General features: G+C 64.1%; 22 protein-coding genes and 1 tRNA gene. 8 read left to right on the top strand and 15 right to left on the bottom strand.

The window, feature by feature from the left end:
* Positions 1–2: 2 nt before the first annotated feature.
* Genes nosZ through RA19_RS15130 form a run of 3 tightly spaced genes read right to left on the bottom strand, consistent with a single transcriptional unit; the run spans position 3 to position 4503 of the window.
* Entirely contained in the window at positions 3–1913 is a 1911-nt protein-coding gene (nosZ, locus tag RA19_RS15140; RefSeq protein ID WP_039164045.1) for a TAT-dependent nitrous-oxide reductase, read from the bottom strand.
* Between the two features lie 11 nt (positions 1914–1924).
* Entirely contained in the window at positions 1925–4114 is a 2190-nt protein-coding gene (locus RA19_RS15135; protein ID WP_039164043.1) for a NosR/NirI family protein, read from the bottom strand.
* Positions 4105–4503: a hypothetical protein gene (locus tag RA19_RS15130; protein ID WP_241479076.1), complete on the bottom strand. Its 399-nt coding sequence runs from the start codon at positions 4501–4503 to the stop codon at positions 4105–4107. The genes RA19_RS15135 and RA19_RS15130 overlap by 10 nt, the downstream gene beginning before the upstream one ends.
* Before the next feature lie 248 nt (positions 4504–4751).
* Here RA19_RS15130 and RA19_RS15125 point away from each other — a divergent pair, with 248 nt between their 5' ends.
* The 3 genes from RA19_RS15125 to RA19_RS15115 all read left to right on the top strand — a co-directional run bounded on the left by RA19_RS15125 (position 4752) and on the right by RA19_RS15115 (position 9752).
* On the top strand, positions 4752–5672 hold the full coding sequence (locus tag RA19_RS15125) for a LysR substrate-binding domain-containing protein (RefSeq protein WP_193748282.1): 921 nt from the start codon (positions 4752–4754) through the stop codon (positions 5670–5672).
* Between the two features lie 91 nt (positions 5673–5763).
* Positions 5764–7317 carry a trimethylamine methyltransferase family protein gene (locus tag RA19_RS15120; protein WP_039164039.1) on the top strand — a complete coding sequence of 518 codons (1554 nt, stop codon included), beginning with the start codon at positions 5764–5766 and terminating at the stop codon, positions 7315–7317.
* 23 nt (positions 7318–7340) lie between these two features.
* Complete coding sequence (locus RA19_RS15115; protein WP_039164037.1) at positions 7341–9752, top strand: FAD-dependent oxidoreductase; 2412 nt, start codon at positions 7341–7343, stop codon at positions 9750–9752.
* A gap of 42 nt (positions 9753–9794) precedes the next feature.
* Here the strand turns inward: RA19_RS15115 and RA19_RS15110 are convergent, their stop codons facing one another.
* The 4 genes from RA19_RS15110 to RA19_RS15095 are packed head-to-tail and all read right to left on the bottom strand — an operon-like array spanning position 9795 to position 12926.
* Complete coding sequence (locus tag RA19_RS15110) at positions 9795–10571, bottom strand: ABC transporter permease (protein ID WP_039164035.1); 777 nt, start codon at positions 10569–10571, stop codon at positions 9795–9797.
* A complete protein-coding gene (locus RA19_RS15105; RefSeq protein WP_039164034.1) occupies positions 10568–11314 on the bottom strand; it encodes an ABC transporter permease in 747 nt (248 codons plus the stop codon). Before RA19_RS15105 ends, RA19_RS15110 begins: the two co-directional genes overlap by 4 nt.
* A 9-nt stretch (positions 11315–11323) precedes the next feature.
* Positions 11324–12088: a transporter substrate-binding domain-containing protein gene (locus RA19_RS15100; protein WP_039164032.1), complete on the bottom strand. Its 765-nt coding sequence runs from the start codon at positions 12086–12088 to the stop codon at positions 11324–11326.
* A 40-nt stretch (positions 12089–12128) separates the two neighbouring features.
* Entirely contained in the window at positions 12129–12926 is a 798-nt protein-coding gene (locus RA19_RS15095) for an ABC transporter ATP-binding protein (RefSeq protein ID WP_039164029.1), read from the bottom strand.
* Between the two features lie 95 nt (positions 12927–13021).
* Between RA19_RS15095 and RA19_RS15090 the strand changes: the two genes are divergently transcribed.
* From RA19_RS15090 to RA19_RS15075, 4 genes are read left to right on the top strand one after another with little or no spacing between them, the layout of a single operon-like run.
* Positions 13022–13666, top strand: a complete 645-nt coding sequence (locus tag RA19_RS15090) for a TetR/AcrR family transcriptional regulator (protein WP_039164027.1) — start codon at positions 13022–13024, stop codon at positions 13664–13666.
* Positions 13663–14847, top strand: coding sequence for a pyridoxal phosphate-dependent aminotransferase (locus tag RA19_RS15085; protein WP_039164024.1), 1185 nt, complete (start codon positions 13663–13665; stop codon positions 14845–14847). The genes RA19_RS15090 and RA19_RS15085 overlap by 4 nt, the downstream gene beginning before the upstream one ends.
* Positions 14844–16448 carry a 5-guanidino-2-oxopentanoate decarboxylase gene (locus RA19_RS15080; RefSeq protein WP_039164022.1) on the top strand — a complete coding sequence of 535 codons (1605 nt, stop codon included), beginning with the start codon at positions 14844–14846 and terminating at the stop codon, positions 16446–16448. Before RA19_RS15085 ends, RA19_RS15080 begins: the two co-directional genes overlap by 4 nt.
* A gap of 3 nt (positions 16449–16451) precedes the next feature.
* Positions 16452–17234, top strand: a complete 783-nt coding sequence (locus RA19_RS15075; protein WP_039164021.1) for an arginine deiminase family protein — start codon at positions 16452–16454, stop codon at positions 17232–17234.
* Positions 17235–17433: 199 nt separating this feature from the next.
* Here RA19_RS15075 and RA19_RS15070 read toward each other — a convergent pair.
* Positions 17434–17523 (bottom strand) — tRNA-Ser (locus RA19_RS15070).
* Between the two features lie 471 nt (positions 17524–17994).
* On the opposite strand from RA19_RS15070, the gene RA19_RS15065 reads away from it, so the two are divergent.
* Positions 17995–19182, top strand: coding sequence for a calcium-binding protein (locus tag RA19_RS15065; protein ID WP_193748281.1), 1188 nt, complete (start codon positions 17995–17997; stop codon positions 19180–19182).
* A 142-nt stretch (positions 19183–19324) separates the two neighbouring features.
* Here RA19_RS15065 and RA19_RS15060 read toward each other — a convergent pair whose 3' ends face one another.
* The 7 genes from RA19_RS15060 to trpA form a co-directional block, all read right to left on the bottom strand.
* Complete coding sequence (locus RA19_RS15060; protein WP_039164020.1) at positions 19325–20245, bottom strand: nucleoside hydrolase; 921 nt, start codon at positions 20243–20245, stop codon at positions 19325–19327.
* Between the two features lie 18 nt (positions 20246–20263).
* Positions 20264–20941 carry an aminoacyl-tRNA hydrolase gene (pth, locus tag RA19_RS15055; RefSeq protein WP_039164016.1) on the bottom strand — a complete coding sequence of 226 codons (678 nt, stop codon included), beginning with the start codon at positions 20939–20941 and terminating at the stop codon, positions 20264–20266.
* 78 nt (positions 20942–21019) lie between these two features.
* Positions 21020–22261 (bottom strand): NAD(P)/FAD-dependent oxidoreductase, encoded by a 1242-nt coding sequence (locus tag RA19_RS15050; RefSeq protein WP_039164014.1) that lies wholly within the window; start codon positions 22259–22261, stop codon positions 21020–21022.
* Between the two features lie 112 nt (positions 22262–22373).
* The gene (locus RA19_RS15045) at positions 22374–23003 is read right to left on the bottom strand and encodes a 50S ribosomal protein L25/general stress protein Ctc (RefSeq protein ID WP_039164013.1); all 630 of its coding nucleotides are present in this window, start codon (positions 23001–23003) and stop codon (positions 22374–22376) included.
* A gap of 124 nt (positions 23004–23127) precedes the next feature.
* Positions 23128–24294 (bottom strand): alpha-hydroxy acid oxidase, encoded by a 1167-nt coding sequence (locus RA19_RS15040; RefSeq protein WP_039164011.1) that lies wholly within the window; start codon positions 24292–24294, stop codon positions 23128–23130.
* A 151-nt stretch (positions 24295–24445) separates the two neighbouring features.
* The gene (locus tag RA19_RS15035; protein WP_152615782.1) at positions 24446–25195 is read right to left on the bottom strand and encodes a hypothetical protein; all 750 of its coding nucleotides are present in this window, start codon (positions 25193–25195) and stop codon (positions 24446–24448) included.
* Between the two features lie 44 nt (positions 25196–25239).
* Positions 25240–26031, bottom strand: a complete 792-nt coding sequence (trpA, locus tag RA19_RS15030; protein WP_039164007.1) for a tryptophan synthase subunit alpha — start codon at positions 26029–26031, stop codon at positions 25240–25242.
* Positions 26032–26056 lie beyond the last annotated feature (25 nt).

The following is a 26056-nucleotide window of genomic DNA, read 5'->3' as shown; positions in this document are numbered from 1 at the left end:
CGTCAGGCGCTCCGCGGCTCGACCAGCATCCGGCCGCGCATCTCCATGTGCAGCGCGTGGCAGAACCACTGGCAATAGTACCAATGCACGCCCGGACGCTCGGCAACAAAGGTGACCGAAGCAGTGGCCATCGGCCCCACTTCCATCGCAATGCCGAAGTTCGACAGGCAGAAGCCATGGGTCAGGTCGTCGATATCATCCAGATTGGTGACATAGACGGTGACCTCATCCCCCTGCTTGACGGTGAACTTCTCAAGGCTGAAGTTCGGCGCCTGGCTCGACATGTAGACCCGCACCTTGTTGCCGTCGCGCACGATGGTGTCCTGCCAGTCGTCCAGGTCGACCCCGTCCGCCTCGGCCTGCGCGCGCGCTTCAGACCACATCGGATCGTTGCGGTCCCAGATGCTGGCCGGGTTTACCTTGGAGCGGTGCACGATGATCGAGTCATGCGGCTCGGCAAAGGTCGGGCCGTCATGCACCACCTTCATCTTGTCGCCGGAGATGTCGATCAGCTGCTCGTTCTCGGGCTTCAACGGACCCACGTTCAGGAACCGGTCCTTGGAGAACTTGTTCATGGAAATCAGCCACTTGCCGTCCGCCTCGGCGGTCTCGCCCATCGAGGTGGAGTTGTGGCCCGGCTGGTACTGCACATCGACCTTGTCGAGGATCGGGTCCACATCCGCGCCCGCATAGGCCTCAATCGCCTTGGCGATGTCCCATTTCACCACCTGGCTGTCGAGGAACAGAGTGGTGTAGGCATAGCCGCGGTTGTCGAAGGCGGTGTGGAGCGGGCCAAGGCCCAGCTGCGGTTCCGCCACGATGGCCGAACGCGGATCGGCATCCGCATCAAACAGCGCGTCCAGCTTCTCGACGTCGATGACCGAGACAGTCGGCGACAGCTTGCCGTTGACGCAGACGTGCTTCTTGTCCGGTGCGGTGTTGATGCCATGCGGCGAGTTCGGGATCGGGATGTAGCGGGTCAGCTTGCCCGGCGCGCCCTTGCGCCCGTCAACCACCTTGGCGCCGTTCAGCTCCTGATAGTCGCCCGCTGCAACCGCCGCCTCGATGGCCGCGATGTTGAAGACAACCACGTGGTCCAGCTCGTTCTCGGTCATCTCGGCCAGGGTCATCCCCATTTCCGAGTTGTAGGAGGTCGAATAGGCGTATTTGCCCTGATAGTCGCAGTCGGTGTTGTCCAGGTTGCCCGAGACGATCACCTGCCAGGCGACTTCCATGGTGTCGCCGTCGATGGCCGAGAAGATGTTCACATATTGCGACGGATCATCCAGGATCTGGCCGTCATTGATCAGCGGCGCCTCGTGCTCGCCATTGGCAAAGACATAACCGGTGCGCGGGAACTTCTGCGGGCGCAACCCGTGGATGTCCTTGGCATTGGGGATCTCGATGATCTTGTCGCATTTCATCACGTCGCAGCGGACGCGGGCCACACGGGTGTTGGCCTTGTCGTTCATGAAGATGTAGCGGCCGTCATAGGTGCCATCGGTGAACGACATATGCGGGTGGTGCAGGTCGCCGTTGTCATAGGTTTCCTTGCCGTTGGCCGCCAGGAACTCCTTGGTGTCAGGCAGCAGGCCTTCGGTCAGGATCTTCTTGGACTCATTGGTCTGGCCCCAGCCGGTTGCCGAGCAGCGGTTGAACACCGGGATCCGCATCAGCTCGCGCATGGACGGTACGCCCAGAATGCGCAGCTCGCCGGTCTGGCCCGAGGACCAGAAGCCGTAGTATTCATCCAGCTCGCCAGGCTCCAGGGCCACCTTGCCCGCGGCCCGTGCAGGCCCAGCGCCCAAGAGCGAAGAGCCCACGCCGGCTGCGGCCAGCGCTGCCCCGGTTGCAGTTGCCCCCAGCAGCCCGCGGCGGGTGACTGGCAGTTTGTTTTTCAGATCATCAGACATGACGTCCTCCTTCAGGAAACTTTTGTCCTGTTCGCGTTGGGGTGGTTTGCCGGGGGCCGGCCCAGAGCAGCGTCCGGCGCGGGGCTCCCGGTTTTGGCCCGGCGTTTCAGTTGCTTGATGACAACCGGGCATTTGGTTTCGGATTGGTACAGAACCTGGCAATGCAGGCAGTTCACACATTCGTTCGGGTTGATCTCACCGGTGGGGTGGATTGCCTGAACCGGGCACTCGTTCCGGCAGGTCTGACAGGGGTAGCCGCATTCGTGATAGCGTTTCAGCCAGTCGAACATGTGGATCCGCGCGGGAATGGCCAGCGCCGCGCCCAACGGGCACAGGTAGCGGCAGTAGAAGCGCTCGACGAACAGCCCCAGGCCCAAGAGCACCAGCGCAAAGACCACAAACGGCCAGTCGCGCACGAACTTCAGGATGATCGCGGTTTTGAACGGCTCCACCTCGGCATAGGTTTCCGCCAGCGGGATCGAGACCATCGAGAGGCCGAACAGCCCGAGGAAGATCATGTATTTGGCAGGCCACAGCCGCTCATGCAGCGCCCAGGGCAAGGTGATCTGCGGCACCTTGAAGGCGCGGGCGATCTTGTTGGTCAGCTCCTGCAGCGCACCAAAGGGGCACAGCCAGCCGCAATAGGCGCCGCGGCCCCAGAACAGCAGCGCCGCCGCCACCGCAAACCACTGGATAAACACCAGCGGGTCCAGCAGGAAGGCATCCCAGGAGAAGCCGCTGCGCAAGGACCCTGCCAGCGCCATCAGGTTCACCACGCTCAGCTGTGCATTGGCGTACCAGCCGAGGAACACCAGGGTGATGGTCAGGTAGCCGATGCGGAACCAGTAAAACGTGCGCGCATTCACAGTCGCCTGGAACTGGAAGAAGAACACCCCCGTCAGCACCAAGAGCATCACGCCCAGAACACCGATCTCGACGGTGCGGTCTTTCCAGATCCGCTGCCACAGCGCCGCCTTGGCAGCAGCCTCATCCGTGGCATCCTCCACCACTTTGGGCGCAGGCGCGGCGGGCAGCAGATACTGCTCAGGCAGCCTGTAGCCCAGGTCAAAGGTCAGGAACGACCGTTCCAGCGCCCCGACAGCCCGCTGCACCAAGAGCTGCAGACGGAACGGTTCGGCCGGGTCAAACTCTGCATCCGCCGGGATCTTGAACAGGTCCAGTTCGGTGAAACTGGGGCTGTCTTCGGTGGCCAAAGCCCCCAGCCGCTTGTGCTGCTTGTCAAAGAACCGCACCGAGGCATCGCCCTGGATCAGCTGGATCCGGTCAAAGATACCGCCACGCACATAGCCCGAGCCCTTGAAGCTATAGCTGCCGCGCCCCAGCACCAGGATGGCCTGCTCGCCGTCCTTCAACCAGTTCTGCAGGTTCTTGTACTCTGCCTCGCCCAGCAGCGACTTGCCGATTGAGGGCACGGAAACCAGCGCCACATGCATATCGATGAAAGTGTCCCCGGGCGCCCCCGCCTCAGGCCGCTTGATCGCGCGCGCATCGCCGGTCGCCTCAAAGGCCGCGTTGATCTGCCCCACATCCAGCGTCATCCGGCGCACCGAGCCGTCACCCGCCAGCGTGGTCCAGTCCTCCACCGTCTCGCGGCCCATGTCGACTTCACGCTTCGGCCCGTCCGGCTGCACCGGCGACAGGCCGCCCAATCCCAGCGCGCGGGCCACCTTGATGCCCGCCCGCACAAGGCTGTCGTCGATCACCATGATCGTAACTGTCGCGCCCGAGATGATGTCCAGATCGTGCGCGTCGCCGCCTGCTGCCGCTTCGGCCTTCAGATCCAGCCCGGCATAGCCTTCGGTCAGCTTGACCATTTTCGAGTTTGGGATGCCGATCAGCACAATCGGTTCGGAGTGCTTGACCAGCTTCACACCGGTCAGCACCGCATCGGTGTCAATCGCCGCCACCACATGGATCGGCTTGCCGCTGTAACCGGTGGTGCCGACAAAATCCGAGGTCAGGAAAGCATAGGCGACGGTTTCGCCGCCCCTCAGCACCGGCGCCACCGGCACATCGCTGCGCACCGGGCCAAAGGCCTCGGCGCCGGGCACCAGATCGGCAGGGGTCAGCTCTGTCAGGAAACTGTCGAGGCTGTCGGCCTCGGCTGCTGCCGCACAAACTGCGGCGAATGTCATCACAAGGGCTGTCAGCCAGCCCCGGAAGGCGCGTGTCAGACCCATGGCGCCTCTCCTTTACTTTGAGTGGCCGCCACGGACGCGCGCAGGGCGCGTTCGGAATTCTTCTGGTTCACCAGCGGAGGCCCGCGGCCGTCATGCCAGTATTGCGCCGGGTTCGGGCGCACCTGCGTCCCGTCAGGCAGAAGCACCACGCAATCCGCCGCCCGGCCGCAGCTGGCCGGCACGATGCCAGCTGGCCCCGCCCCGTTTTCAGCCGCACACAGCGCGCAGGTGCTGCATTTGGGGCAATCCTGGTCCCCGCCGTCCCCAGCCGGCATCTGGATTTCAACCGCGCCGAACTCGCCGCAGATCTCGATCCACTCGCCGCCTGCTGCTGCTTGCCCCGCGCCGGGGAAAGCAACCTGCAGCACCAGCATGACGGCTGCACACATCCCCGCCAGCCGCCGGAGAAGCCCGGCGCGGCAAAATGAGTATATGACAGAGATGCGCAGCATAAGTTACAGGAATCGCCCCATTGCTTCTGCCGCTGACACTAATGAGGATGATGCCGCCGCAATTTGATTTACATCAGGTGTTTTGGATTTCGCCGCGCCATGGCGCTGGACAGAATTTCAAAACCTTGCGCATCCTTGCGCCAAAGCCTGCCCCCCTTCTCAAAGCGGCGCAAAGGAACCGGACCTTGAAGAAATTCCCCTTGCCGCCGCTGCCGCAGCTCCACACCTTCGAAGCGGTGGCGCGGCGGCTGAGCTTCACCGCCGCCGCTGATGAACTCTGCCTCACCCAAAGTGCCGTCAGCCGCCAGGTGAAGGCGCTGGAAACCAGCCTCGGCCACAGCCTGTTCCTGCGCCGCCACCGCGCCATCGACCTCACCCCCGAAGGCCGCCAGCTGTTTGCCGCCGTCACCCGGGGGTTTGAGGAAATCTCCCGCTGCGTCGACAGCTTGCGCGCCGCCCAAGCTGCGCCGCAGATCACCGTCGCTGCCTCGGTGGCTTTTTCCTATTACTGGCTGATGCCCCGGCTGGAGCGCTTCAGCGAACGCCACCCCGCCGCGGACTTGCGGGTCCTGGCCACCGACCAGCAAGTGGACCCCAGCAAGGGCGACGCCGATATCGCGGTGCTTTATGGCGACGGGCACTGGCCCGGCACCAAGGCCCGCCGTCTGTTTGGCGAGCAGGTCTACCCGGTGTGCAGCCCCGGGTTCCTGCAGCAGCATCCGGAACTGCGCCACCCCGAGGAACTGCTGGACCAGACGCTTCTGCATCTGGAGGGCGGCGGCAATATCTGGGGCGGCGTCGACTGGCAGGTCTGGCTGGCACAGCAGGGCGTCACAGCCCAGCCGCAGCGCCCCGGCATCCGCCTCAACAGCTACCCGATGGTGCTGCAGGCCGCCGAGGCAGGCCGCGGCATTGCCCTGGGCTGGCACTACATTACCGGCCCGATGCTGGCTGACGGCCGCCTGGCCTGTCCCGCGGACAGGCCCTTGGAAACAGACAAAGGCTATTACGCCTGCACATCCCAGGAAGGCGCCTCGAACCCGCTGATCAAGGAATTCCTCCGATGGATCATGGAAGAAATTGAGGCCGGAGACGCCGAAGCATGATCTGAGGGAATGCAACGCATTCGGAATGATCGTTTGAGCGCGCCCCGGTTTTGGCTGCAACTGGACCTCGAATTCGACATGAGGTCCGTCAATGCCAGCCACCGCCCCCCGCCGATCCGGCCGCCGCGCCCGGGGTCCCTCCGAAGCTGCCGCCGCTGCCCCGCCGATCAGCCCCGGTATGACCGGCGGCCATTACCAGCCGCTGAGCCTGGCGGAAATGGAGCGTATCCACCATCTGGTGCTGCAGCTCTTAAGCGATCTCGGCCTGTCGCAAGTTACCCCCAGCCTTGAAACCCGAGCTGTGGCAGCAGGCTGCACGGTGGACGATACCGGCCGCTTGCGCTTCCCCCGCGCCCTGGTCGAAGACGTGATTGCCCGCACCCGGCGCAAATTCACCCTGCACGGCATCGATCCCGCCAAAGACATCGAAATCGGGGGCAAGCGCGTGCATGCCGGCACCGGCGGTGCCGCCCCCACCATGATGGACTTTCACAGCGGCAAGTACCGCGACAGCACGGTGGCGGATCTTTACGACATCGCCCGGCTGGCGGACCGGATGGACAATATCCACTGGTACCACCGCTCGGTGGTGGCCCGCGACGCACGAACCGTGCTCGACCTGGATATCAACACCACCTACGCCTGCCTCTCCGGCACTTCTAAATCCATCGCCGTCAGTTACACCGACAGCGCCAGCGTCAAGGCGGTGATGCCGATGCTGGATGCGGTGGCAGGCGGCGAGGGCAAGTTCCGCCGGCGCCCCTTCTGCACCGCGGTCTGCTGCCACGTGGTGCCGCCGATGCGCTTTGCCACCGAAAGCTGCGATGCGCTTGAGGCCGCGGTTGAGGCCGGAATGCCAATCCTGCTGGTCGCCGCAGGCCAGGCCGGAGCCACCGCCCCCGCCGCCCTCGCAGGCGCAGTGGCGCAGGCCTGCGCCGAGGTGCTGGCCGGGCTGATCCTCTGCAATATCATCGACCCGGACTGCCGGGCAATCTTTGCCACCTGGCCTTTTGTCAGCGACCTGCGCACCGGCGCGATGTCCGGCGGCTCGGGCGAGCAGGCGCTCTTGTCCGCCGCCTGCGCCCAGATGGCCGGGTTCTATGACCTGCCGAACTCGGTGCCGGCAGGCATGACCGACAGCAAGCTGCCCGACATGCAGGCGGGCGGCGAAAAGGGCTACACCATCTCGCTGGCCGCCCATGCCGGCGCCTCGATGATCCACGAATGTGCGGGCATGCATGGCAGCCTGATGGGCACCAGCTTCGAAAGCTACGTGCTCGACAACGACTTGCTCGGGGCAATCCTACGCACCGTCAAGGGCGTCGAAGTGACTGAGGACACGCTGAATTTTGAGGTGATCCGCGACGTGGTGCTGGGCGAAGGCCACTACCTTGGCCACCCGCAGACCTTTGCCCGGATGAAGACCGACTACCTCTACCCCGAGATCGCCGACCGCCGCAGCATCAGCGCGTGGGAGGAGGCCGGCGCCCGCGACGCCCGCGACGTGGCGCGGGACCGGGTGCAAACCATTCTGGCGGAACACTACCCCCGCCACATCCCCGAGCAGCTGGACCGGCAGCTGCGCGAGAATTTTAACATCATTCTGCCCCGCGCCCGGATGTCCGGCGGCAACGGCGTCTGGTGAGCCCAGCAGAAAAGGATTTCAACATGCAGTCTCATGCAAAAGCGGTGATCATCGGCGGCGGCATGATGGGGGTGGGCCTGGCCTACCACCTGGCCGAAGAGGGCTGGAAAGACGTCCTCCTGATCGAAAAGGGCGAGCTGACAAGCGGCTCCACCTGGCACGCGGCCGGCCAATGCCCCAGCTTCATCAGCAACTACAACATGGCCAAGATCCACCATTACTCCAACACGCTCTATCCGCGGCTGGAGGAGATCACCGGCCAGCCCGCCGGCTGGCACGGCTGCGGCGGCATCCGGCTCGCCACCACCCAGGAAGAGGTCGACTGGTTCAACCACGTCGCGGGCTTCTCGGCCAATGTCGGCTTCCACATGGAGGTGATCGGCCCCGATCGCATCAAGCAGCTGAACCCCTGGCTGCAAACCGATGGCATCCTGGCCGGCGCCTATACAAACATGGACGGCCATGTGGACCCCTCCAGCGCCTGCAATGCCATGGCAGCGGGCGCCCGGCAGATGGGCGCCGCCATCCGCCGCCGCACCCGGGTGACGGACATCAAGGTGCTGCCCTCAGGCGAATTCGAAGTGGTGACCGACGCAGGCACTATCCGCGCCGAGCATGTGGTGAACGCCGCCGGCTGCTATGCCCGCGAGGTCGGCAAATGGGTGGGCGTTGAAACCCCGATCACCAATATGGAGCACCAGTATCTGGTGACCGAACCCCTGGCGGAGTTTGCCGGTTCGGACACCGAACTCCCGGTCATGCGCGACCCGGCCACCGCGGGCTACTACCGGCAGGAACAGCAAGCGGGCCTCGTCGGCATCTACGAGCACTACGGCAGCCGCGAAGCCTGGGCCGGGCGCGGCGGCTTCCCGGAGTGGGACAGCGAGAACGAGCTGTTCGAAGGCAACATCGACCGCATCGCCCCCTGGCTGGAGAAGGCGCTGGAGCGGATGCCCATCTTTACCAACGCGGGCATCAAGCGGGTGATCAACGGCGCCATCCCGCATACGCCTGACGGCAACCCGCTGGCCGGCCCCGCACCGGGCTTGCGCAATTTCTGGCAATGCTGCGGCTCCGCCATCGGCATCGCACAAGGCGCAGGCATCGGCAAATACCTGGCGCAGTGGATGGTGCATGGCGACGCCGAAATAAACATGTACTGCACCGACCCGCGCCGCTTTGGCGCCTATGCAGATCCAGACTACACCCGCGCCAAAAGCTTTGACGACTACGAAAACATGTTCGAAACTCCGCTGCCAGGGCGCGAGATCCAGGCCGGCCGCCCCAATCGGGTGACGCCTCTGTTCGAACCGCTGAAGGCCAAGGGCGCGGTGTACACCGAGGTCTACGGCTGGGAGCGGCCCAAATATTTCGCCCCCGAAGGCTTCGAGGAAAAGCTGCAGTACCGCCGCAACAATGTGTTCGCCATCATCGCAGAAGAATGCCGCGCCGTACGCGAGCAGGCTGGCATCATGGACCTGTCCAGCTTTGCCAAATTCGACGTCACCGGCCCCGGCGCCGAGGCGCTGCTGGACCGTCTGACTGCCAACCGCCTGCCGAAAAAGCCGGGCGGTATCAACCTGACCCATGTGCTGTCTGATAATGGCCGGATCGAAGGGGAATGGACCACCACAAGGCTGGCTAAGGACCGTTTCTACGTCCTCTCCGGTGCCGGGACCGAGCGGATGGCCCAGGACCAGCTGACATTTGCCGCGGGTGGGGACGTGACCGTCACCAACGTGACGGATGACTACGGCATGCTGGTGGTCGCAGGTCCCAAATCCCGCGAGGTGCTGGCACCGCTCACCGGTGCCGATCTGACCAATCCTTCCTTCCGCTGGCTCACAGGCCAGGAGATCGAAATCGCCGGCATTCCCGTCCGTGCCCTGCGGGTGAACTATGTCGGCGAGCTAGGCTGGGAGCTGCACGCCCCGATGGCGCAGCTTGCCACACTCTACAGCGCCATCTGGGAAGCGGGCGAACCCCATGGCATTGCCGATTTTGGCGTGCAGGCGGTGAACTCCTTGAGGATGGAGAAAGCCTACCGCGGCTATGGCACCGAACTCACCAATGAAATCACCCTGATCGAGGCCGGTTGCAGCCGCTTCTACGCCCCGGTCAAAGGCGATTTCAAAGGCCGCGCCGCTACCGAAACCGTTCGCGGCAAAGGCATTGCAACCCGCCTGGTCTATGGCGAAGTTGCCGCCACCGACTGCGATATCCACGGCGGCGAACCGGTAATGCAGGGAGACACGGTGGTTGGCGTCTGCACCTCCGGCGGCTACGGCCATGCCACCGGCAAAAGCCTCGCCTTTGCCTATGTCGACCCCGGCGCAACCGGCGGCCTAGAGGTTGTCATTCTGGGCGAGCGCCGCGCCTTCACGCTGCTGGAAGCCCCGGCCTGGGATCCCTCCAACGCACGCCAGAAAGCATAAGAAAGCGGCTCCAGCCCGGCGGCCTTCGCCGGGCCGGCCCGATCAGCGGCGCTGCGGCGCGCCGGCTTCGAAGCGCCGGAACGCCAAGGCAATCACACCGGCAATCGCCATATAGACCACCGCCAGCAGCAGCAGCGGCTCATAGACAATAAACGTATCCGCCCGCACCCGGGACGAAACCGCATAGATCTCGACCACCGTGATCGTCGCCACCAGCGGCGTCGCCTTCAGCTGCAGGATGGTCTCGCCGCCCAAGGTGGGCAGCACGTTGCGCACCGCCTGCGGCAGCCAGATCCGGCGGAACATGGTGAAGCGCGGCATGCCAAAGGATTTCGCGGCTTCCAGCTGGCCCTTGGCAACACCAGAAAACGCGCCCCGCATCACCTCGCCCTCATAGCCCGCGTAGGACAAGGTCAGCGCTAGCACCGCATAGGGCCAGGCTTGGCGAAGATAGGGCCACAGCTCGGACGAGCGGATCCAGGGAAACTGCGGAAACAGCGAGCCCAGCCCGTAGTACAGAAGCCAGATCTGCAGCAGCAGCGGCGTGCCGCGGATGATGGTGCAGAAGGTGCGCGCGGGAATCGACAGATACCAGGGCCCGACGGCCTGCGCCAAGCCCAGCGGCACCGCCAGCAGGAAGCCCAGGAAAGTCGAGACCGCCAGGATCCACACCGTGGCCCACAGCCCCTCCAGCGCCAGCGGCGCGTATTTCGGGATCCAGTCCCAGCGCAGCGAGACCGCGCACCAGATCACCAGCGCCGCAAAAACCAGCATCATCACGATGCGGTGCGGCTGCATCAGCTCCTTTGCATTGATCATGCCGTGCCTCCCTTCAGAGAAGGCTGGCCGCGCCGCGCCCATTTCTCGATCCGGGCAAAGACCGCGCCGGAACACAGCGTCACCATCAGATAGAGGAAGCCCGCCGCCAGGAAGAAGGTGAAATAGGCCCGGGTGCTGCTCGCCGCCTGCCGGGTTTCCAGTGTCAGCTCATTAAAGCCCACCACAGCCAGCAATGCCGTGTCTTTGGTTGCAATCAGCCACAGGTTCGCCAGACCCGGCACCGCAAAGCTCATCATCGCCGGGATCGTCACCCGCCGCATGATCATGAAAGCGGGCATGCCATAGGATTTCGCCGCCTCGATCTGCCCCACCGGCACCGCCTGGATCGCGCCGCGCAGCACTTCGGTGGCATAAGCCCCCTGCACCACGCCCAGCACCCAAATGCCGGCCGCAACGCCGTTGATTTCAACCCGGCCGCCGCCCAGCGCTTCCGAGATCTTGTTGATGATATCGCTGCCCACGTAATAGAGGATCAGGATCAGCACCAGCTCCGGCACCGCCCGGATCACCGTGGTGTAGATGGCGAGAAGATCACGCGTGACCTTCCCGCCATACAGTTTGCCATAGGCTCCGAACAGCCCGATCACCAGCCCCAGCCCAAAGGCGCCAAAGGCGATTTGCAGCGAGTTGGCAAGTCCGCGTAAGAGGTTGCCTCCCCAGCCCGACAGCGACAGCAGCTCCGCGCTGGCGCCGAGGCCCAGTACTTCAAGCAGTCCGGTCACGGCAGCACCTTAGTAGATGCTGGTGGTGAAGTATTTGGCAGTGATCTTCTCGTGGGTGCCGTCGGCCAGGATCGCCGCCACGCCCTTGTTCAGCGCTTCCAGTAGGTCGGTATCGCCCTTGCGCACACCGGCACCAACGCCGCGGCCCAGGATCGCAGGGTCATCCGCCACCGCGCCCTTGATCTCACAGCAGCCGCCATTGGCCGAATTCACGAAATCCGCCATCGCAATGCTGTCCGCCTGGGTGGCGTCGATACGGCCGGCAAACAGGTCCTGGTTGGCCTCATCCTGGGTCTGATAGACCTTCAGCTCCGCCCCGGTGAAATAGGCCTGTGCATAGGCCTGGTGGATGGTCGAAGCCTGAATACCAACGATCTTGCCCGCCAGCGAGTCCGGGGTCGCATCGATATCCATCGCCTTGTCCGCCACAATCACCGCCGGGGTATTGTAGTAAGGGTCGGAGAAATCGATGGTCTTCAGCCGTTCCTCGGTGATCGACATCGAGGCCATGATTGCGTCGATCTGCTGGCCGGTCAGCGACGGGATGATACCGTCCCAGGCCACCGGCGTGATCACGCAGTCCAGCTCCGCCGCGGCGCAGACCGCATTGATCACTTCAATTTCCCAGCCAACCCAGTTGCCCGAGCTGTCGAGCGAGGAAAACGGCGGATACGGCTCAGCGGCGATACCGATTTTGACCTGTTCAGCGGCAGCGGCGCCAGCCGTCAGGGCGGCAGCTGCGGTTGCAGCGGCAAGCAATGCTTTCAGTTTCATGAGGTTCTCTCCCTGTTGATTTTATTGGGTTCTTCTTGTGTCAGCCGACCGAGCTCAGGAATTGCTTCAGCCGCTCTGATTGCGGATTGCCAAAGACCTCGGCAGGCGGTCCCTGCTCTTCGATGCGGCCCTGATAAAGGTAGACAACATGGTTCGCGACTTCGCGCGCGAACTTCATTTCGTGGGTGACCAGCAGCATGGTGCGCCCCTCGGCGGCTAGATCGCGGATCACCGTCAGCACCTCGCCCACCAGTTCCGGGTCCAGTGCCGAGGTTGGTTCGTCAAACAGCATCGCCGACGGGTCCACAGCCAGCGCCCGGGCAATCGCTGCCCGCTGCTGCTGGCCGCCGGACAGATAGGCGGGAAAAGTATCTTCCTTGCCGCCCAGCCCCACACGCTCCAGCAATTCGCGGGCGCGCTCAACGGCTTCGGCCTTTGGCACCTTCAGCACATGCACCGGCACCTCAATCACGTTCTCCAGCAATGTCCGGTGTGTCCACAGGTTGAACTGCTGGAACACCATCGCCAGTTTGGTGCGGATGCGCTCTATCTGCTTCTGATTGGCCGGACTGCCGTCGCCGCGCATCGCGACTTCCTCGCCGCCGATCACGATTTTGCCCGAGCTCGGCGTCTCCAGAAAGTTGATGCAGCGCAGCATGGTCGACTTGCCCGAGCCGGAGCCGCCGATGATCGCCACCACATCGCCCTGATGCGCAGTCAGATCCACGCCTTTCAGCACTTCCAGATTGCCGAAGGACTTGTGCAAGTCCTCCACCCGGATCGCCTCGCGGCGCGTCTCCGGCTCCTGAACTGATGCGGCGGCTGCGGCTGTGTCCATTGTTGCGTCACCCTCAATTTTCCGATTGCAGTAAGCCGCGATCCCAGTAATTATGCAAGTGTATAATTTCTCCGCCCGGCGAAAAGGGAGCTAAGGTGAGCGAGGAACGCAAAAAATTCAAACGCGAGTCGGCCGAATCCCGGCAGGAAGCGCTGATTCTCGCCACCCTGGAACTGGTGGCCGAGAAAGGCGTGCGCGGCGCCACGGTGCGGGGAATCGCCGAACGCGCCGACGTGACCCAGGGGCTGATCCGCCATTACTTCAGCTCCAAGGAAGAGCTGATCGTCGCCGCCTACGAGCACCACATGAACCAGATGACGGACGACACCTTTGCCCCCGGCGCGGCAGAGGGCACAGCCCGCGCGCGGCTCAGGGCCTTTGTCGACGGCTCCTTGACGCCGCCGGTGGTCGACCCGCGCTCGCTGGCGCTCTGGGCAAGCTTTCTGAACAAGGTGCAGCAGGACCCGCAGATGAAGGCGACGCACGAACGCACCTACGCCTATTTCCGCGACCGGCTTGAAGAGCTGATCAAAGCCGCGCTGGAGGAAGCCGGCCGCCCCGCTCCGCCTGCCAGGCTGCGGCAGCTCTCGATCGCCTGCAACGCTGTGATCGACGGATTGTGGCTGGAGGGCGGTGCCCTGCCGGATGCCTTTGAACCCGGCGAACTTGTTGAAATCGGACGGCAATCCGTTGCCGCCATCGTTGAATTGGATCTAACGCAGGAGGCTGGCAAGACATGAGGCTGACAGCAATCACCGAACGCCTGGCCGGATTGGGCGGCGGCAAATGGGAAGTGCATCTGAAGGCGCGCGAATTGGCCGAGGGTGGCGCCGATCTGGTCGAGATGACCATCGGCGAGCCCGACGTGCCCGCCCCGCAGGAGCTGCTTGATGCAGCATCGCAGGCCTTGCAGTCGGGCCGGACCTGCTACTCCAACGGCCGCGGCGAGGCCGGGCTGTGCGCTGCCTTGGCGGACTCCTACACCGCCAGCCGCGGCCGGACCTTCACGCCGGAAAACATCCTCTGTTTCCCCGGCACCCAGACATCGCTTTATGCCGTCATGCAGGGCGTTGCCGAGGCAGGCACCGACGTGCTGGTTGGTGATCCGATGTATGCCACATACGAGGGCGTGATCCGTGCCTCCGGCGCCGAACCCGTGCCAGTGCCGCTGCGCCCCGAGGCCGGTTTCCGGCTGCAGGCCGCTGATATCGCAGAACGCATCACCCCGCGCAGCCGTGCCATCCTGCTCACCACCCCGCACAACCCCACCGGCGCCATTCTGACCGCCGATGACCTGCGCGCAATCGGCGAGCTGGCCATCAAGCACGACCTCTGGATCATCTCTGATGAAGTCTATGAGCACCTGGTGTTCGAAGGCGCCGAGTTTGTCTCGCCGCTCTCCGATCCGGCTCTGGCCGACCGGGTGATCGCAGTCTCCTCGATCTCCAAATCCCACGCCGCCCCCGGCTTCCGCAGCGGCTGGTGCGTCGGCCCCGCCGACTTCTGCACCGCGCTGCTGCCGGTCTCGGAAACCATGCTGTTCGGCAACCAGCCTTTTATCGCCGACATGACCGAAAAGGCCGTGCGCGAGGGCTCCTCCGTCGCCGCCGGCATGGCCGCCCGCTTCTCCGCCCGCGCGGCGCTGTTGGAACAGCGGCTGCATGGCGAAACCGGGCTGACCGTGCACCGCCCCGACGCCGGCATGTTCGCCCTGGTCAACGTTGCCGCCACCGGCATGGATGGCGACGCCTACGCCTGGGACCTTTTGGAGCACGGCGTCTCGGTGATGCCCGGCTCTGCCTTCGGCGACAGCCTGCGCGACTGGGTGCGCGTCGCCCTCACCATCGACGACAGCAAATTTGCCACCGCGCTCGACCGCATCGTGGCCCACGCAAACCGCAAGAAACGGAGCGTTGCATGACCAAACAAACAGTGGGGGAAGCGCTGGTCGCGGGCCTCAAAAACCGCGGCGTCTCCTGCGTCTTCGGCATCCCCGGTGTCCACACGGTAGAGCTCTACCGCGGCCTCGCCGCCTCCGGCATCCGCCATGTCACCCCCCGCCACGAACAGGGCGCAGGCTTCATGGCCGACGGCTATGCCCGCGCCAGCGGCAAACCCGGCGTCGCCTTTGTGATCACCGGCCCCGGCCTCACCAACACGCTGACCCCGATGGCCCAGGCCCGCGCAGATTCGGTGCCGATGCTGGTCCTTTCCGGCGTCAACGCAAGCGGCACCCTTGGCAAGGGCCACGGCCACCTGCACGAACTGCCCGACCAGCACGCGCTGGCCAAGACCGTGGCGCTGGTCTCGGAACATGTTGCCCGGCCGGAGGAGCTGGGCACCGCGCTCGACCGAGCCTTTGCCCCCTTCTCCTCAGGCCGCCCCGGCCCCACCCATATCCAGATCCCGCTGGATGTGGCCGGCACTGCCGCCGGGGGCAGCCCGGCCGCGGAAGAGACCGCAAAACCGGCGCTGGATCCGGCCCAAATCGCGCAAGCCGCAGACCGGCTCTCTACCGCCTCAAAAGTGGTGATCCTGGCTGGCGGCGGCGCAAAGACCGCAGGCGCTGATCTGCAGGCCCTGGCCGAACGGCTCGACGCCCCGGTAGTGCAGACAACCAACGCCCGCGGGCTGATGCACGGCCATGCGCTGACCGTCCCGGCCAGCCCCAGCCTGCAGGCCGTCCGGGACCTGATCGGAGATGCCGATTGCGTGCTGGCACTGGGCACAGAGCTCGGGCCCACCGATTACGACATGTATGCCACCGGCAGCATGGCGGCGATGGAAGGTCTGATCCGGGTCGACATCTGCGCCGAACAATTGGCCCGCCACGACACCGCGCTCGCCATCCGGGGCCGCGCCGATGAGGCTATCTCTGGCCTGCTGGCCGCCCTGCCCGGAAAGTCGAACCAAAGCGAGGGCGCTGCCCGCGCCGAACAGGCCCGCGCCGCCGCCTTTGAGGAAATCGGCCCGGACTACCGCGCCCAGGTCGAGGTGCTGAACGCCATGCGCGCCGCCGTGCCGGAGGCGCTGATGATCGGCGATTCCACCCAGCCGATCTATGCAGGCAACCTCTACTATGACCACGACCGCCCCGGCGGCTGGTTCAACGCCGCCACCGGCTACGGCGCGCTTGGCTATGGCATCCCCGCTGCCATCGGTGCCGCCATTGCCGCCCCAGGTACACCGGTGATCTGCATCGCCGGCGACGGCGGCGCCCAGTTCTCCCTGCCTGAGGTCATGGCCGCGGTGGATGAAAACTTGCCCATCACCTTTGTTCTGTGGAACAACCGTGGCTACGGCGAGATTGCCTCCTCGATGGAGGCCGTCGAGGTCGAAGTGGTTGGCTGCGATCCCACCCCGCCGGATTTTGCCGCGACGGCCCAGTCCTTCGGCATCCCCTTCACCCGCGTCACCCAGGACCCGCAGGCAATCGCCGCCGCCCTCACCGAGGCCCGCAGCCGCAACGCACCATCCATTCTGGAAATCGAGATCACCGGCCCCGTGCCGGAGCAGGAGTAACCCATGCGCAACCCCACCTACGAGTTCACCCGCGCCATCACCCGCCGCCCGGCATCCACCATCGCCGCGGGCCTGCGCGCAGAAGACATCGGCAACCCCAGCCTGGACAGCATGCTGGCTGCCCATGCGGCCTATGTTGCCGCCCTGCGCAGCACCGGCGCCGAGGTGATCGAGCTGGAGCCGCTGGAGGCCTTCCCCGACGCCCAGTTTGTCGAGGACACTGCGCTCTGCCTGCCGCAGGGCGCCATCCTGATGCGTCCCGGTGCGCCCTCGCGGCTGGGGGAAGTGGCGGAAATGGCCGCCACCATCCGCGCCTGCTATGACGATGTTCGCGAAATCAAGGGCCCCGGCCAAATCGAAGGCGGCGACATCCTTGTGACCGGCAAGGAAATCCTGGTCGGCCGCTCCGACCGCACCGATGCCGCTGGCGTTGCTGAGCTGGCCGAGATCGCCGCCGAATGGGGCCACGCCCTGCGCGAAGTCTTCACTCCCGAAGGTGTCCTGCACTTCAAGACCGACTGCTCGCTGATGGACGCAGAAACCATCCTGTCGACCAAGCGCCTGGATGCGTCCGGCTGCTTCGGCGGCTACCGGGTGCTGCATGTGCCCGAAGGCGAGGAAGCCGCCGCCAACGCCATCCGCTTCAACAACCTGGTGCTGATGGCCGCAAGCTTCCCGCGCACTGCTGAAATGCTGGACAAGGCCGGTTACGAGATCGTCCAGATCGACAACACCGACTGCGCCAAGCTTGACGGCGGCATGTCCTGCCTGTCCCTGCGGTTCTGATGCTAAAAAACAGGCCTGGTGCAACCGCTCCGGGCCTGCCGTCCGGCTTGATCGAATAGCGCCCCCGCTTCGAGAGCACATTATTGCCGACCGCTCAGCACCTTAGCCTTTCACTTAAACCGCGGCGCTTTTTCATCACGCGGATGGGTGGCAGGCTGATGCAGGCAAACGCCTATTATCCAAGAAAATCAAAAGATAATGGCGGAGACGAAGGGATTCGAACCCTCGAGACGGTTTCCCGCCTACTCCCTTAGCAGGGGAGCGCCTTCGACCACTCGGCCACGTCTCCGCTGACCCGTATATGTGCCGGAACACGAAGAAACAAGGCGTTTTTTCAATTTTCTCCCGGCCCTGGAAAAATAGGAAGATCAGGCCCGTTTGCGGGAACTTTTATCGAACCGCACATGGCTCGCGTGCAAAATCCACGCAGTGCGATTCCCCTCTTGTTCTCCATTTGATCCGGCAGCCGCATAGCTGAAATACACCAAGCATCCGCCGGATGCCTGGCTGTCCGGCGCACCCGCTCCAATCCTTGCCCGCCAGCCGGATGCCGCGTTCCAGGCCGGTCGCGCCGGTACAATTGATACCATATCCAGACAATTGTTACCGGCACTGACGCAGGCCCGACACCCCGCACCCGTAGGGGTCCCAGGATGTCAATGAATGAGTGACACGAGGATCTTTCATGTTTGGACTAAAGAAATTTGGCGCGGGAGGCTTTCCGGTCTCTGCACTGTTTAAGGCGGTTCCAGGATCCGGCGTGCCGGACGCCCTTGCCGGTGCTGCCCTGCCCCGCCTGAACGCAGATTTGTCGGGCAGCGGCAGCCTTGCACGGGTGTCTGATGCCGGCACCGGGCTGCCCCCCGCGCAATTGAGCAAAGAGGACGGTGAATCGCCGCCGCCCGCCGTATCGTTCTATGACAAAGGCAAGTTTCTGTTTGGCACCTCGGGCGACGACAGCCTGACCGGAAGCGCGCAGGACGACCTGGCTTACGGGCGCAGCGGCAATGACGTCATCGACTTGTCCTACGGCAATGACAAGGCCCGGGGCGGCGGCGGCAACGATCAGATCCTGGGCGGCGGCGGCAATGACTACCTGTCGGGCGGCTCCGGCAATGATTTCATCCACGGCGGCGCCGACGATGATAAAATCACCGGCGGTTCCGGCAATGACAGTCTTTGGGGCGGTACCGGCCGGGACAACATTCTTGGCAATTCCGGTGATGACAAGATTTACGGCAACCGCGGCGATGACGACCTGTTCGGGATGAACGGCGACGATCAGATCCGGGGCGGCGACGGCGACGATTTTCTGTCGGGCGGCAACGGGTCCGACCGGCTTGAGGGCGGCCGCGGCGACGATGAGCTGTTTGGAAACGGCGGCAACGACTTCCTTGATGGCGGCCATGGCAATGATTTCCTCACCGGCGGCGGCGGCAATGACAATGTGTACGGCGGCACCGGGCATGACGAGGTGATTGGCGCATCAGGCCACGACGGCCTGTACGGCGGAGCCGGCGACGACCTCCTCATCGGCGGCGCGGGCGTTGATAATCTGAGCGGCGGAAACGGAAACGATACGCTGGACGGCGGCAGCAATGGCAACGCCGCACCCTGGGGGGATTACCTGTCAGGCGGCGCAGGCGCAGATCTCTTTGTGTTCCAGGCCGGAGACAGCGGCGGCGGCGAAACACTTGATGAGGTCCTGGACTTCGAGGCCGGAGAGGATGCCCTGCAATTCGCCATTGGCGCAAATGCCGGTTTTGCAGGAATGAGCGGCGGCTTTTCCGGGCAGGCCGGTGCCGAGCTCTGGTTTCAGCACACCGAGGCTAACGGTGCTGACGTAACCCTGGTGCATGCACGCGACGCCACCGGCGCAGACGCCGACATCGAGGTGATTCTGCGGGGCCATATTGATCTGACGGCCGAGGACATCATCTTCGTCTGACCCTCAGCCTTTTGCCAGAACATGCCGATCCCGCCGCTGCCAGCGAACTCCGGCAGTGGCGGGACGCTCCGGCCTCGGCACCGCTGCGGCCTAAGCAGCGCTAAGAGAAAGAGCTGCTTCGGGCGGAAAGTCCCGCCAAACCTCAGGGCAGCAGCGCCAAACGCTTGAGAAACAGCGACTTCACCGCTTCAGCCTCCACCGTCATGCAGACCTTGACCGGAGCCCGGCCGCTGTCAGGCGCAGCCAGAGTAGCGCCGGACGTTTCGCCTTCGCAGGAGACTTGCAGCGGCACCTCCCGCATTCCGAACAGCTCGGGGTTGGTGCAGGCGATCACCGCCGCCGGGTCATGCAGCGAGCAGCCGTTGAGGCCTGCGACCTCAAGGTAGAACTTGATATAGAAATGCGACATCTCCTGCAGCATGCCGCCCAGTTCCGGCGACTGCGCCGCGATGGCCTCAAAGTCCTCCGGCAGGCACAGGATGCGGTGGGTGACGTCCAGCCCGACAAACACAACCTTGGCGCCGCCCTGGCAAACGATGTCCGCCGCATGCGGGTCGTGATAGATATTGGCCTCGGCGTGCGGCGTGATATTGCCGCCCTCCTCCAGCGAGCCGCCCATGATCACGATGGACTTCACGTTCTTCACAAAGTCCGGGTCGCGCTGCATGGCAAGGGCGATATTGGTCAGCGGCCCGATCGGGCAGACCACCAGCTCTCCCTTGTGCTCCCGCGCCATACGGCAGAGGAAACCGGCGGCGTCCTCCTCCAGCGGCTTGCCCTTGGGATCAGCCGCCGGGATGTCGCCAAAGCCTTCTTCGCCATGCACATGGGCCGACGGCGTGAACGGCGGCAGCACCAAAGGCGCCGCAGCACCTGCCGCAACCGGCACCTCCAGCTCCGCTGCCTCCAGCAGCCGAAGCGCGTTGCGGGTGGCGGTCGCGGTGGTCACATTGCCGAAGATCGTGGTCAGCCCCAGCAGCTCGATATCCGGCGCCGCGGCGGCATAGAAGATCGCCATCGCATCGTCGATGCCCGGATCGGTGTCGATAATCAGTTTCACCATCTGCCTGAACCCTCCGGCTTACTTGAACTTGTCGAGCAGTTTTTCCATCGCCGAGCGGGTGTCCGGCGCAGGCTCTTCCTTGGCAGGTTTCTTGCCCTCTGCCTTGGGCTTGGTCGTCGAGCTGCGCGGCGGCGCCACCCGCAGGGCAACCGCGTTCATGAATTTGCCGCCGTCGCCCTTGGCCAGCTCCGCCGCACCGTCCGAGATGCCGCGCATCAGATCGTCCAGCCAGCCCTCATCCGCCTTGGGGAAGTCGCGCAGCACATAGCCCGCCACTGCATCCTTGTGACCGGGATGGCCGATCCCCAGCCGCACCCGGGCATAGTCAGCCCCGATATGCGAATGGATTGAGCGCAAGCCGTTGTGGCCGGCATGGCCGCCGCCCTGCTTCACCCGCGCCTTGCCCGGTGCCAGGTCCAGCTCGTCATGCAGCACCACCACATCGGCAGGCGTCAGCTTGTAGAACCGCATCGCCTCGCCCACCGACTGGCCGGAGAGGTTCATGAAGGTTTGCGGCTTCAGCAGCAGAACCTTCTCGCTGCCCAGCTTGCCCTCGCTCAGCAGCGCCTGGAACTTGGACTTCCAAGGGCTGAACCCGTGGTCTGAGGCAATCTGGTCCAGCGCCATGAAGCCGATGTTATGGCGGTTGCGCTCATATTTCGGGCCGGGGTTGCCCAGGCCAACGAAGAGTTTCATCGGATCTCTGCCTGCTTGCGGTCTCAAGGAAACAGAGTGATGCCCTATTTGGACGCTGGAATCCAGAGGCTGGCAGGATCAGGCATAGCTCCGGTCTGCAGCAAAAGGCGCCAGGTCGATGTTGGGCTGCCGCCCCTCGGCCAGATCCGCGATCAGCCGCCCGGTGATGCCGCCCAGGGTCAGGCCGATATGCTGGTGGCCAAAGGCATAAAGCACCCGGTCCGAGTGCGGGCTTGGCCCGATCACCGGCAGCGAATCCGGCATTGTGGGGCGGAACCCCAGCCACTCGCTGGCGGGCTCCGGCAGCGGCCCCAGCATCTCTGCCCCTTTGCGGGCGATATGATCCAGACGGCTGCGGTTCACCGGCGCATCCAGTGCGGCAATCTCCACCGTTCCGGTCAGCCTTAGGCCTTTTGCATGCGGCACCGCATAGAACCCTGCCTCGCCCCAGCCGACAGGCCGCGTTACCCGCTGCGCCTCGCCGTCAAACATCAGGTGATAGCCGCGCTCGGTGCCAAGCGGCAGGTGTTCAGTCCCTGCCGCCGTGATCCGCTTTGAGAACGCGCCGCTGGCAATCACCGCGCGCTCTGCCGTCAGGCTCTGCCCGCCGGCCTGCAGCTCTACCCCCGTGTCGGAGGTCCGCACCGTTTCCACCGGCTCCCGCAGGGTGGTGCCACCCAGATCGGTAAACGCCCTGTGCATCCGGGTGATGAACTCCAGCGGGTCGCTCAGGCTGCGGGCCGCGTGGAAATGCACTGCCCGCTCCACCGGCAGCCGCAGCCCCGGCTCCATTTCATAGGCCTCATCCGGGTCCACCTCGCGCCAAGGCACGCCCAGGGCGCGGCGGCGCTCCAGGCCGGCGGTGGCCCCTTCCGCGGCCTTGCGCGTCGACCAGACCGACAGCTGGCCGCGCTCCACCACCAGGTCCTGGGCGCCTGCCGCCTCGATCAGCGGATTGATCCCTACGTCTGCATGGGCCAGCAGATCCGCCAGATGGCTGGCAATCCGTTGCGACGGGCCGCTGCGGCAATTGGCCAGGAAGGACAGCATCCAGCGCGGATTGCGCAGCGCATGGGCATAGGACAGCGACAGCGGGCTGTCTTTCGAAAACATCAGGCTGGGCAGCGACCACAGCACCGAGGGGTCGTTCACCGGCAGGCAGGCATAGGTCGCCAGCGTGCAAGCGTTGCCATAGCTGGTGCCCGACCCCGGCGGCTCAGGATCCAGCAGCACCACTTGGTGGCCGCGCATCTGCGCCCAGAGCGCACAGCTCATGCCCACCGCACCCGCGCCCGCAATGGCAATGCCGTAATCCGCCATGTCTGCCTCCCCTGCCCTTGCGGGAAATGGGGCAGCCAGACGTATGAAAGTCAAACGAAAAACGGGGCCCCGAAGGACCCCGTTTTCATCCAAGCCCGAAGGGGCGGAGGATTTATGCTTCAGCGGCTTCCGCTTCGCCTTCTTCGCCTTCTTCGTCATCGGAAGAAGCCAGGCCGGCCGGCGCTGCGATGTTCGCAATCACGAAGTCGCGGTCGATGGTCGGCTTGGAGCCTTTCGGCAGCTCGACGGAGGAAATGGTGATCACGTCGCCGATGTTCAGGCCGGTGATGTCCACAACGATCTTCTCCGGGATGTCGCCAGCGGTCACGTTCAACTCGACTTCCGGGCGGACAACGGTCAGCATGCCGCCTTTTTTGATGCCGGGTGCGGCGTCTTCGCCCACGAATTCAACCGGGATGAACAGGTTGATTTTCGAGGTGCGGCGCAGGCGCATCAGGTCCAGGTGGGTCGGCAGGTCTTTGACAACGTCGCGCTGAACGTCGCGGCAGATCACGCGCACGTCTTCCTGGCCTTCCACTTTCAGGTTCCATAGAGTGGACTTGAACTGGCCGGCTTTCAGCTTTTTCAGCAGCTCGTTGAACGGGATCTGGATTGCCAGCGGCTCTGCGTCGCCACCGTAAACCACACCCGGAACCATGCCTGCGCGGCGGGCAGCGCGAGCGGCGCCCTTGCCCGTCCCCGCACGTTCCTGGGCTACGAGATCAGGAATCTCTTTTGCCATCTTAATTCTCCAATATGACTATCGGGGTGCCTCCAAGGCTGTCACCCCGCGTGAAGCCGTGCCTATAGACCGGTTGATGCCGTTTGGGAAGGGGCAAAGCCCCCTGCCCGGCCCGCTGGCAGCACTATTCCTGCCAGCGCCCGCCGAAATCCTGCGGCACCAGCAAATTATGGCGCCCCAGCGCCTCGACCGAGCGTTCGCCGCACAGCGCCATGGTGGTGTCCAGCTCCTTGCGAATCACCTCCAGCGCCTCTGTGACGCCCTTCTGGCCCCGTGCGCCCAGCCCGTAGACAAACGCACGCCCGATCATGGTGCCCTTGGCCCCCAGCGCCAGCGCCTTCAGCACGTCCTGGCCTGAGCGGATGCCGCTGTCCAGGTGCACTTCGACGTCACTGCCCACTGCATCCATGATCTCAGGCAGCATCCGGATTGAGCTTAAGGCTCCATCCAGCTGCCGCCCGCCGTGGTTGGACACCACAATGGCATCCGCGCCCAGCTTGGCCGCCATGCGGGCGTCTTCGGCATCCAGGATCCCTTTCAGGATCACCTTGCCGCCCCACATCTCCATCAGCTTCTCGATCTTGCCCCAGTCCAGCGACGGGTCGAACTGCTCGGCTGTCCAGGCGCCCAGCTGCGAGGTGTCGGACACACCGTGCACATGCCCGACGATATTGCCGAAATTGCGCCGTTTGGCGCCCAGCATCTCGATGCCCCAGGCCCATTTGGTCATCAGGTTGGCAATGGTACGCGGGGTCAGCTTCGGCGGTGCCGACAGCCCGTTTTTCAGGTCCTTGTGACGCTGGCCCAGGATCTGCAGGTCCAGTGTGATCACCAGCGCCGAGCATTTGGCATCCTTGGCGCGCTGGATCAGGCGGCGGGTATAGTCCTCGTCCCGCATGGTATAAAGCTGGAACCAGAACGGCTTATCTGTGGCTTCGGCCACCTCCTCGATCGAGTTGATCGACATGGTCGACAGCGTGAAGGGCACACCGAATTCTTCTGCCGCCCGCGCCGCCTTGATCTCGCCATCGGCGTGCTGCATCCCCGTCAGCCCCACCGGCGCCAGGGCAACCGGCATCGCCACGTCCTGGCCGATCATCTGGCTGGCGGTGCTGCGCCCGGCCATATCCACCGCCACCCGCTGGCGCAGGCGGATCTGCTCGAAGTCCGAAGTATTCTCGCGGAAGGTCTGTTCGGTCCAGCTGCCGCTTTCAGCATAGTCAAAGAACATCCGCGGCACGCGGCGTTCATAGATGCGCTTCAGGTCGTTGATATTGGTGATCACCGGCACCGGACACTCTCCCGCTTCAATTTGGTAAAGTTTCCTTACCAATTCCAGGCACGCCATGCAATGCCGCCGTTGCCGCACCCTGAAAACGCAAAAAGCCGCACCCGGAGGCGCGGTTTTCAATCCTGCAGATCTCAAGCCTGTTACTCAGGCCTCAGCTGAAAACCTCAGCTTCGGAAAGCTCCCTGGCTTCTTCGTAAGCCATGCAAAGCGCCGTTGCAGTCAGGTGGATGCCAAACAAACCCACCAGCCCAGACAGAAAACTGAGAAACGTCTCCAGCGCAAAGTTTATGCCGCCACCAACGGCGAAAAACAGGAAGGTTGCGCCTGCAAGCGCTGCCAGCGTGAACAGGCCGTTGCCGGCAATCAGGCGGAACAACGTTCTCCAGAACGTTTTCTTTCCTCTGGCCAGTGCATTTGACATGGCTGCATCCTGCAGGGCGGCAGCGGCCGGAAACACCGTACCGAACAGCGCCAGGGCGACGTAGACAACAGGTGCCGCAGGAACGAGAGCAATAATCATCACGACGTAGAGAACGTCGCGGCCCTCCCCTCCGGCTATCTGGTACACCGCCCAACAGAACAGCGCCCACACTACTGCAGAAAACAGCCAGAAGGCCACGAGCCTCAGCATGAAAGGTTTCTGCGGCCCTTCCAGCGGGCTGTTCTGTTTCCTGCCGAACATTGCAGAAAAAGGAATACTTTTCCCGCTCAGCAGCAGCCTGTGGCTGTACAAAGTTATCAAGGCATACAGGAAGAGGTTTGCCCCAATCGCGCCGCTGCTGCTGCGTACGTTTGCAAATTCGATAAAGAGATCAAGCGCGACAGGAATTGCAGAAAAGATCGCAAAAAGCGGAAAATTGCCCCCAAAGGTCCTGCCTGCCCGGGCGTACATTCTGAACATGCCGGAGTCTCAAATCATCTAAAAATTTGGTATGTTTGGCCGCGTCACCCCTTATGGGCGCCGTCCGCCAGCGATTTCACAAACGCCAGCACCTCTGCCGGGGATTTGCCCGCGCCGATCTGGCTAACGATGGCGCTGCCCACCACCGCGCCGTCCGAGATCGAGGCGATGTTCTGTGCCTTCTCGGGCGTGTTGATGCCAAAGCCGACGATGACCGGCAGATCGGTGGCGGCCTTGATGCGCGCGACCTCGGGGCCAACGTCGCCAGCCTGTGCCTCGGCGGCGCCAGTGATGCCGGTGATCGACACGTAATAGACAAAGCCGGAAGTGTTCTGCAGCACCTTCGGCAGGCGCACGTCGTCGGTGGTCGGCGTCGCCAGGCGGATGAAGTTCAGACCTGCCTTCTGCGCCGGGATGCACAGCTCGTCGTCCTCTTCCGGCGGCAGGTCAACCACGATCAGCCCGTCGATACCCGCAGCCTTGGCGTCTTCCAGGAACTTGTCCACGCCACAGTTGTAGATCGGGTTGTAGTAGCCCATCAGCACGATCGGGGTGGTGTCGTCATCCTTGCGGAAGTCCGTCGCCAGCTGCAGCGTCTTCTCCAGCGTCATGCCGCCATCCAGCGCCCGCTGACCGGCCAGCTGAATGGTCGGACCATCCGCCATCGGATCGGTGAAGGGCAGGCCCAGTTCGATGATGTCGACGCCCGCGCCCGGCAGCCCTTTAACCACTTCCAGGGAGGTCTCGTAATCCGGGTCGCCCGCCATCACATAGGTGACAAAGGCTTTCTTTCCGGCGGCGTTCAGTTCAGCGAATTTGGCATCGATACGGGTCATGGGCGGGCCTTTTGAAATATGTCCG

Origin of the sequence: Leisingera sp. ANG-M1 (genome assembly GCF_000813745.1) — a bacterium.
Taxonomy (GTDB): domain Bacteria; phylum Pseudomonadota; class Alphaproteobacteria; order Rhodobacterales; family Rhodobacteraceae; genus Leisingera.
The sequence above is the reverse complement of the archived record's forward strand: the minus strand, read 5'-3'. Positions and strand labels throughout refer to the sequence as shown.

Bases quoted from the DNA above. Each gene is read 5' to 3' on its own strand.
- nosZ (WP_039164045.1), bottom strand. From the start codon at position 1,913: ATGTCTGATGATCTGAAAAACAAACTGCCAGTCACCCGCCGCGGGCTG.
- RA19_RS15135 (WP_039164043.1), bottom strand. From the start codon at position 4,114: ATGGGTCTGACACGCGCCTTCCGGGGCTGGCTGACAGCCCTTGTGATG.
- RA19_RS15130 (WP_241479076.1), bottom strand. From the start codon at position 4,503: ATGTGTGCAGCCGTCATGCTGGTGCTGCAGGTTGCTTTCCCCGGCGCG.
- RA19_RS15120 (WP_039164039.1), top strand. From the start codon at position 5,764: ATGCCAGCCACCGCCCCCCGCCGATCCGGCCGCCGCGCCCGGGGTCCC.
- RA19_RS15115 (WP_039164037.1), top strand. From the start codon at position 7,341: ATGCAGTCTCATGCAAAAGCGGTGATCATCGGCGGCGGCATGATGGGG.
- RA19_RS15110 (WP_039164035.1), bottom strand. From the start codon at position 10,571: ATGATCAATGCAAAGGAGCTGATGCAGCCGCACCGCATCGTGATGATG.
- RA19_RS15100 (WP_039164032.1), bottom strand. From the start codon at position 12,088: ATGAAACTGAAAGCATTGCTTGCCGCTGCAACCGCAGCTGCCGCCCTG.
- RA19_RS15095 (WP_039164029.1), bottom strand. From the start codon at position 12,926: ATGGACACAGCCGCAGCCGCCGCATCAGTTCAGGAGCCGGAGACGCGC.
- RA19_RS15085 (WP_039164024.1), top strand. From the start codon at position 13,663: ATGAGGCTGACAGCAATCACCGAACGCCTGGCCGGATTGGGCGGCGGC.
- RA19_RS15080 (WP_039164022.1), top strand. From the start codon at position 14,844: ATGACCAAACAAACAGTGGGGGAAGCGCTGGTCGCGGGCCTCAAAAAC.
- RA19_RS15075 (WP_039164021.1), top strand. From the start codon at position 16,452: ATGCGCAACCCCACCTACGAGTTCACCCGCGCCATCACCCGCCGCCCG.
- RA19_RS15060 (WP_039164020.1), bottom strand. From the start codon at position 20,245: ATGGTGAAACTGATTATCGACACCGATCCGGGCATCGACGATGCGATG.
- pth (WP_039164016.1), bottom strand. From the start codon at position 20,941: ATGAAACTCTTCGTTGGCCTGGGCAACCCCGGCCCGAAATATGAGCGC.
- RA19_RS15050 (WP_039164014.1), bottom strand. From the start codon at position 22,261: ATGGCGGATTACGGCATTGCCATTGCGGGCGCGGGTGCGGTGGGCATG.
- RA19_RS15045 (WP_039164013.1), bottom strand. From the start codon at position 23,003: ATGGCAAAAGAGATTCCTGATCTCGTAGCCCAGGAACGTGCGGGGACG.
- RA19_RS15035 (WP_152615782.1), bottom strand. From the start codon at position 25,195: ATGTTCAGAATGTACGCCCGGGCAGGCAGGACCTTTGGGGGCAATTTT.
- trpA (WP_039164007.1), bottom strand. From the start codon at position 26,031: ATGACCCGTATCGATGCCAAATTCGCTGAACTGAACGCCGCCGGAAAG.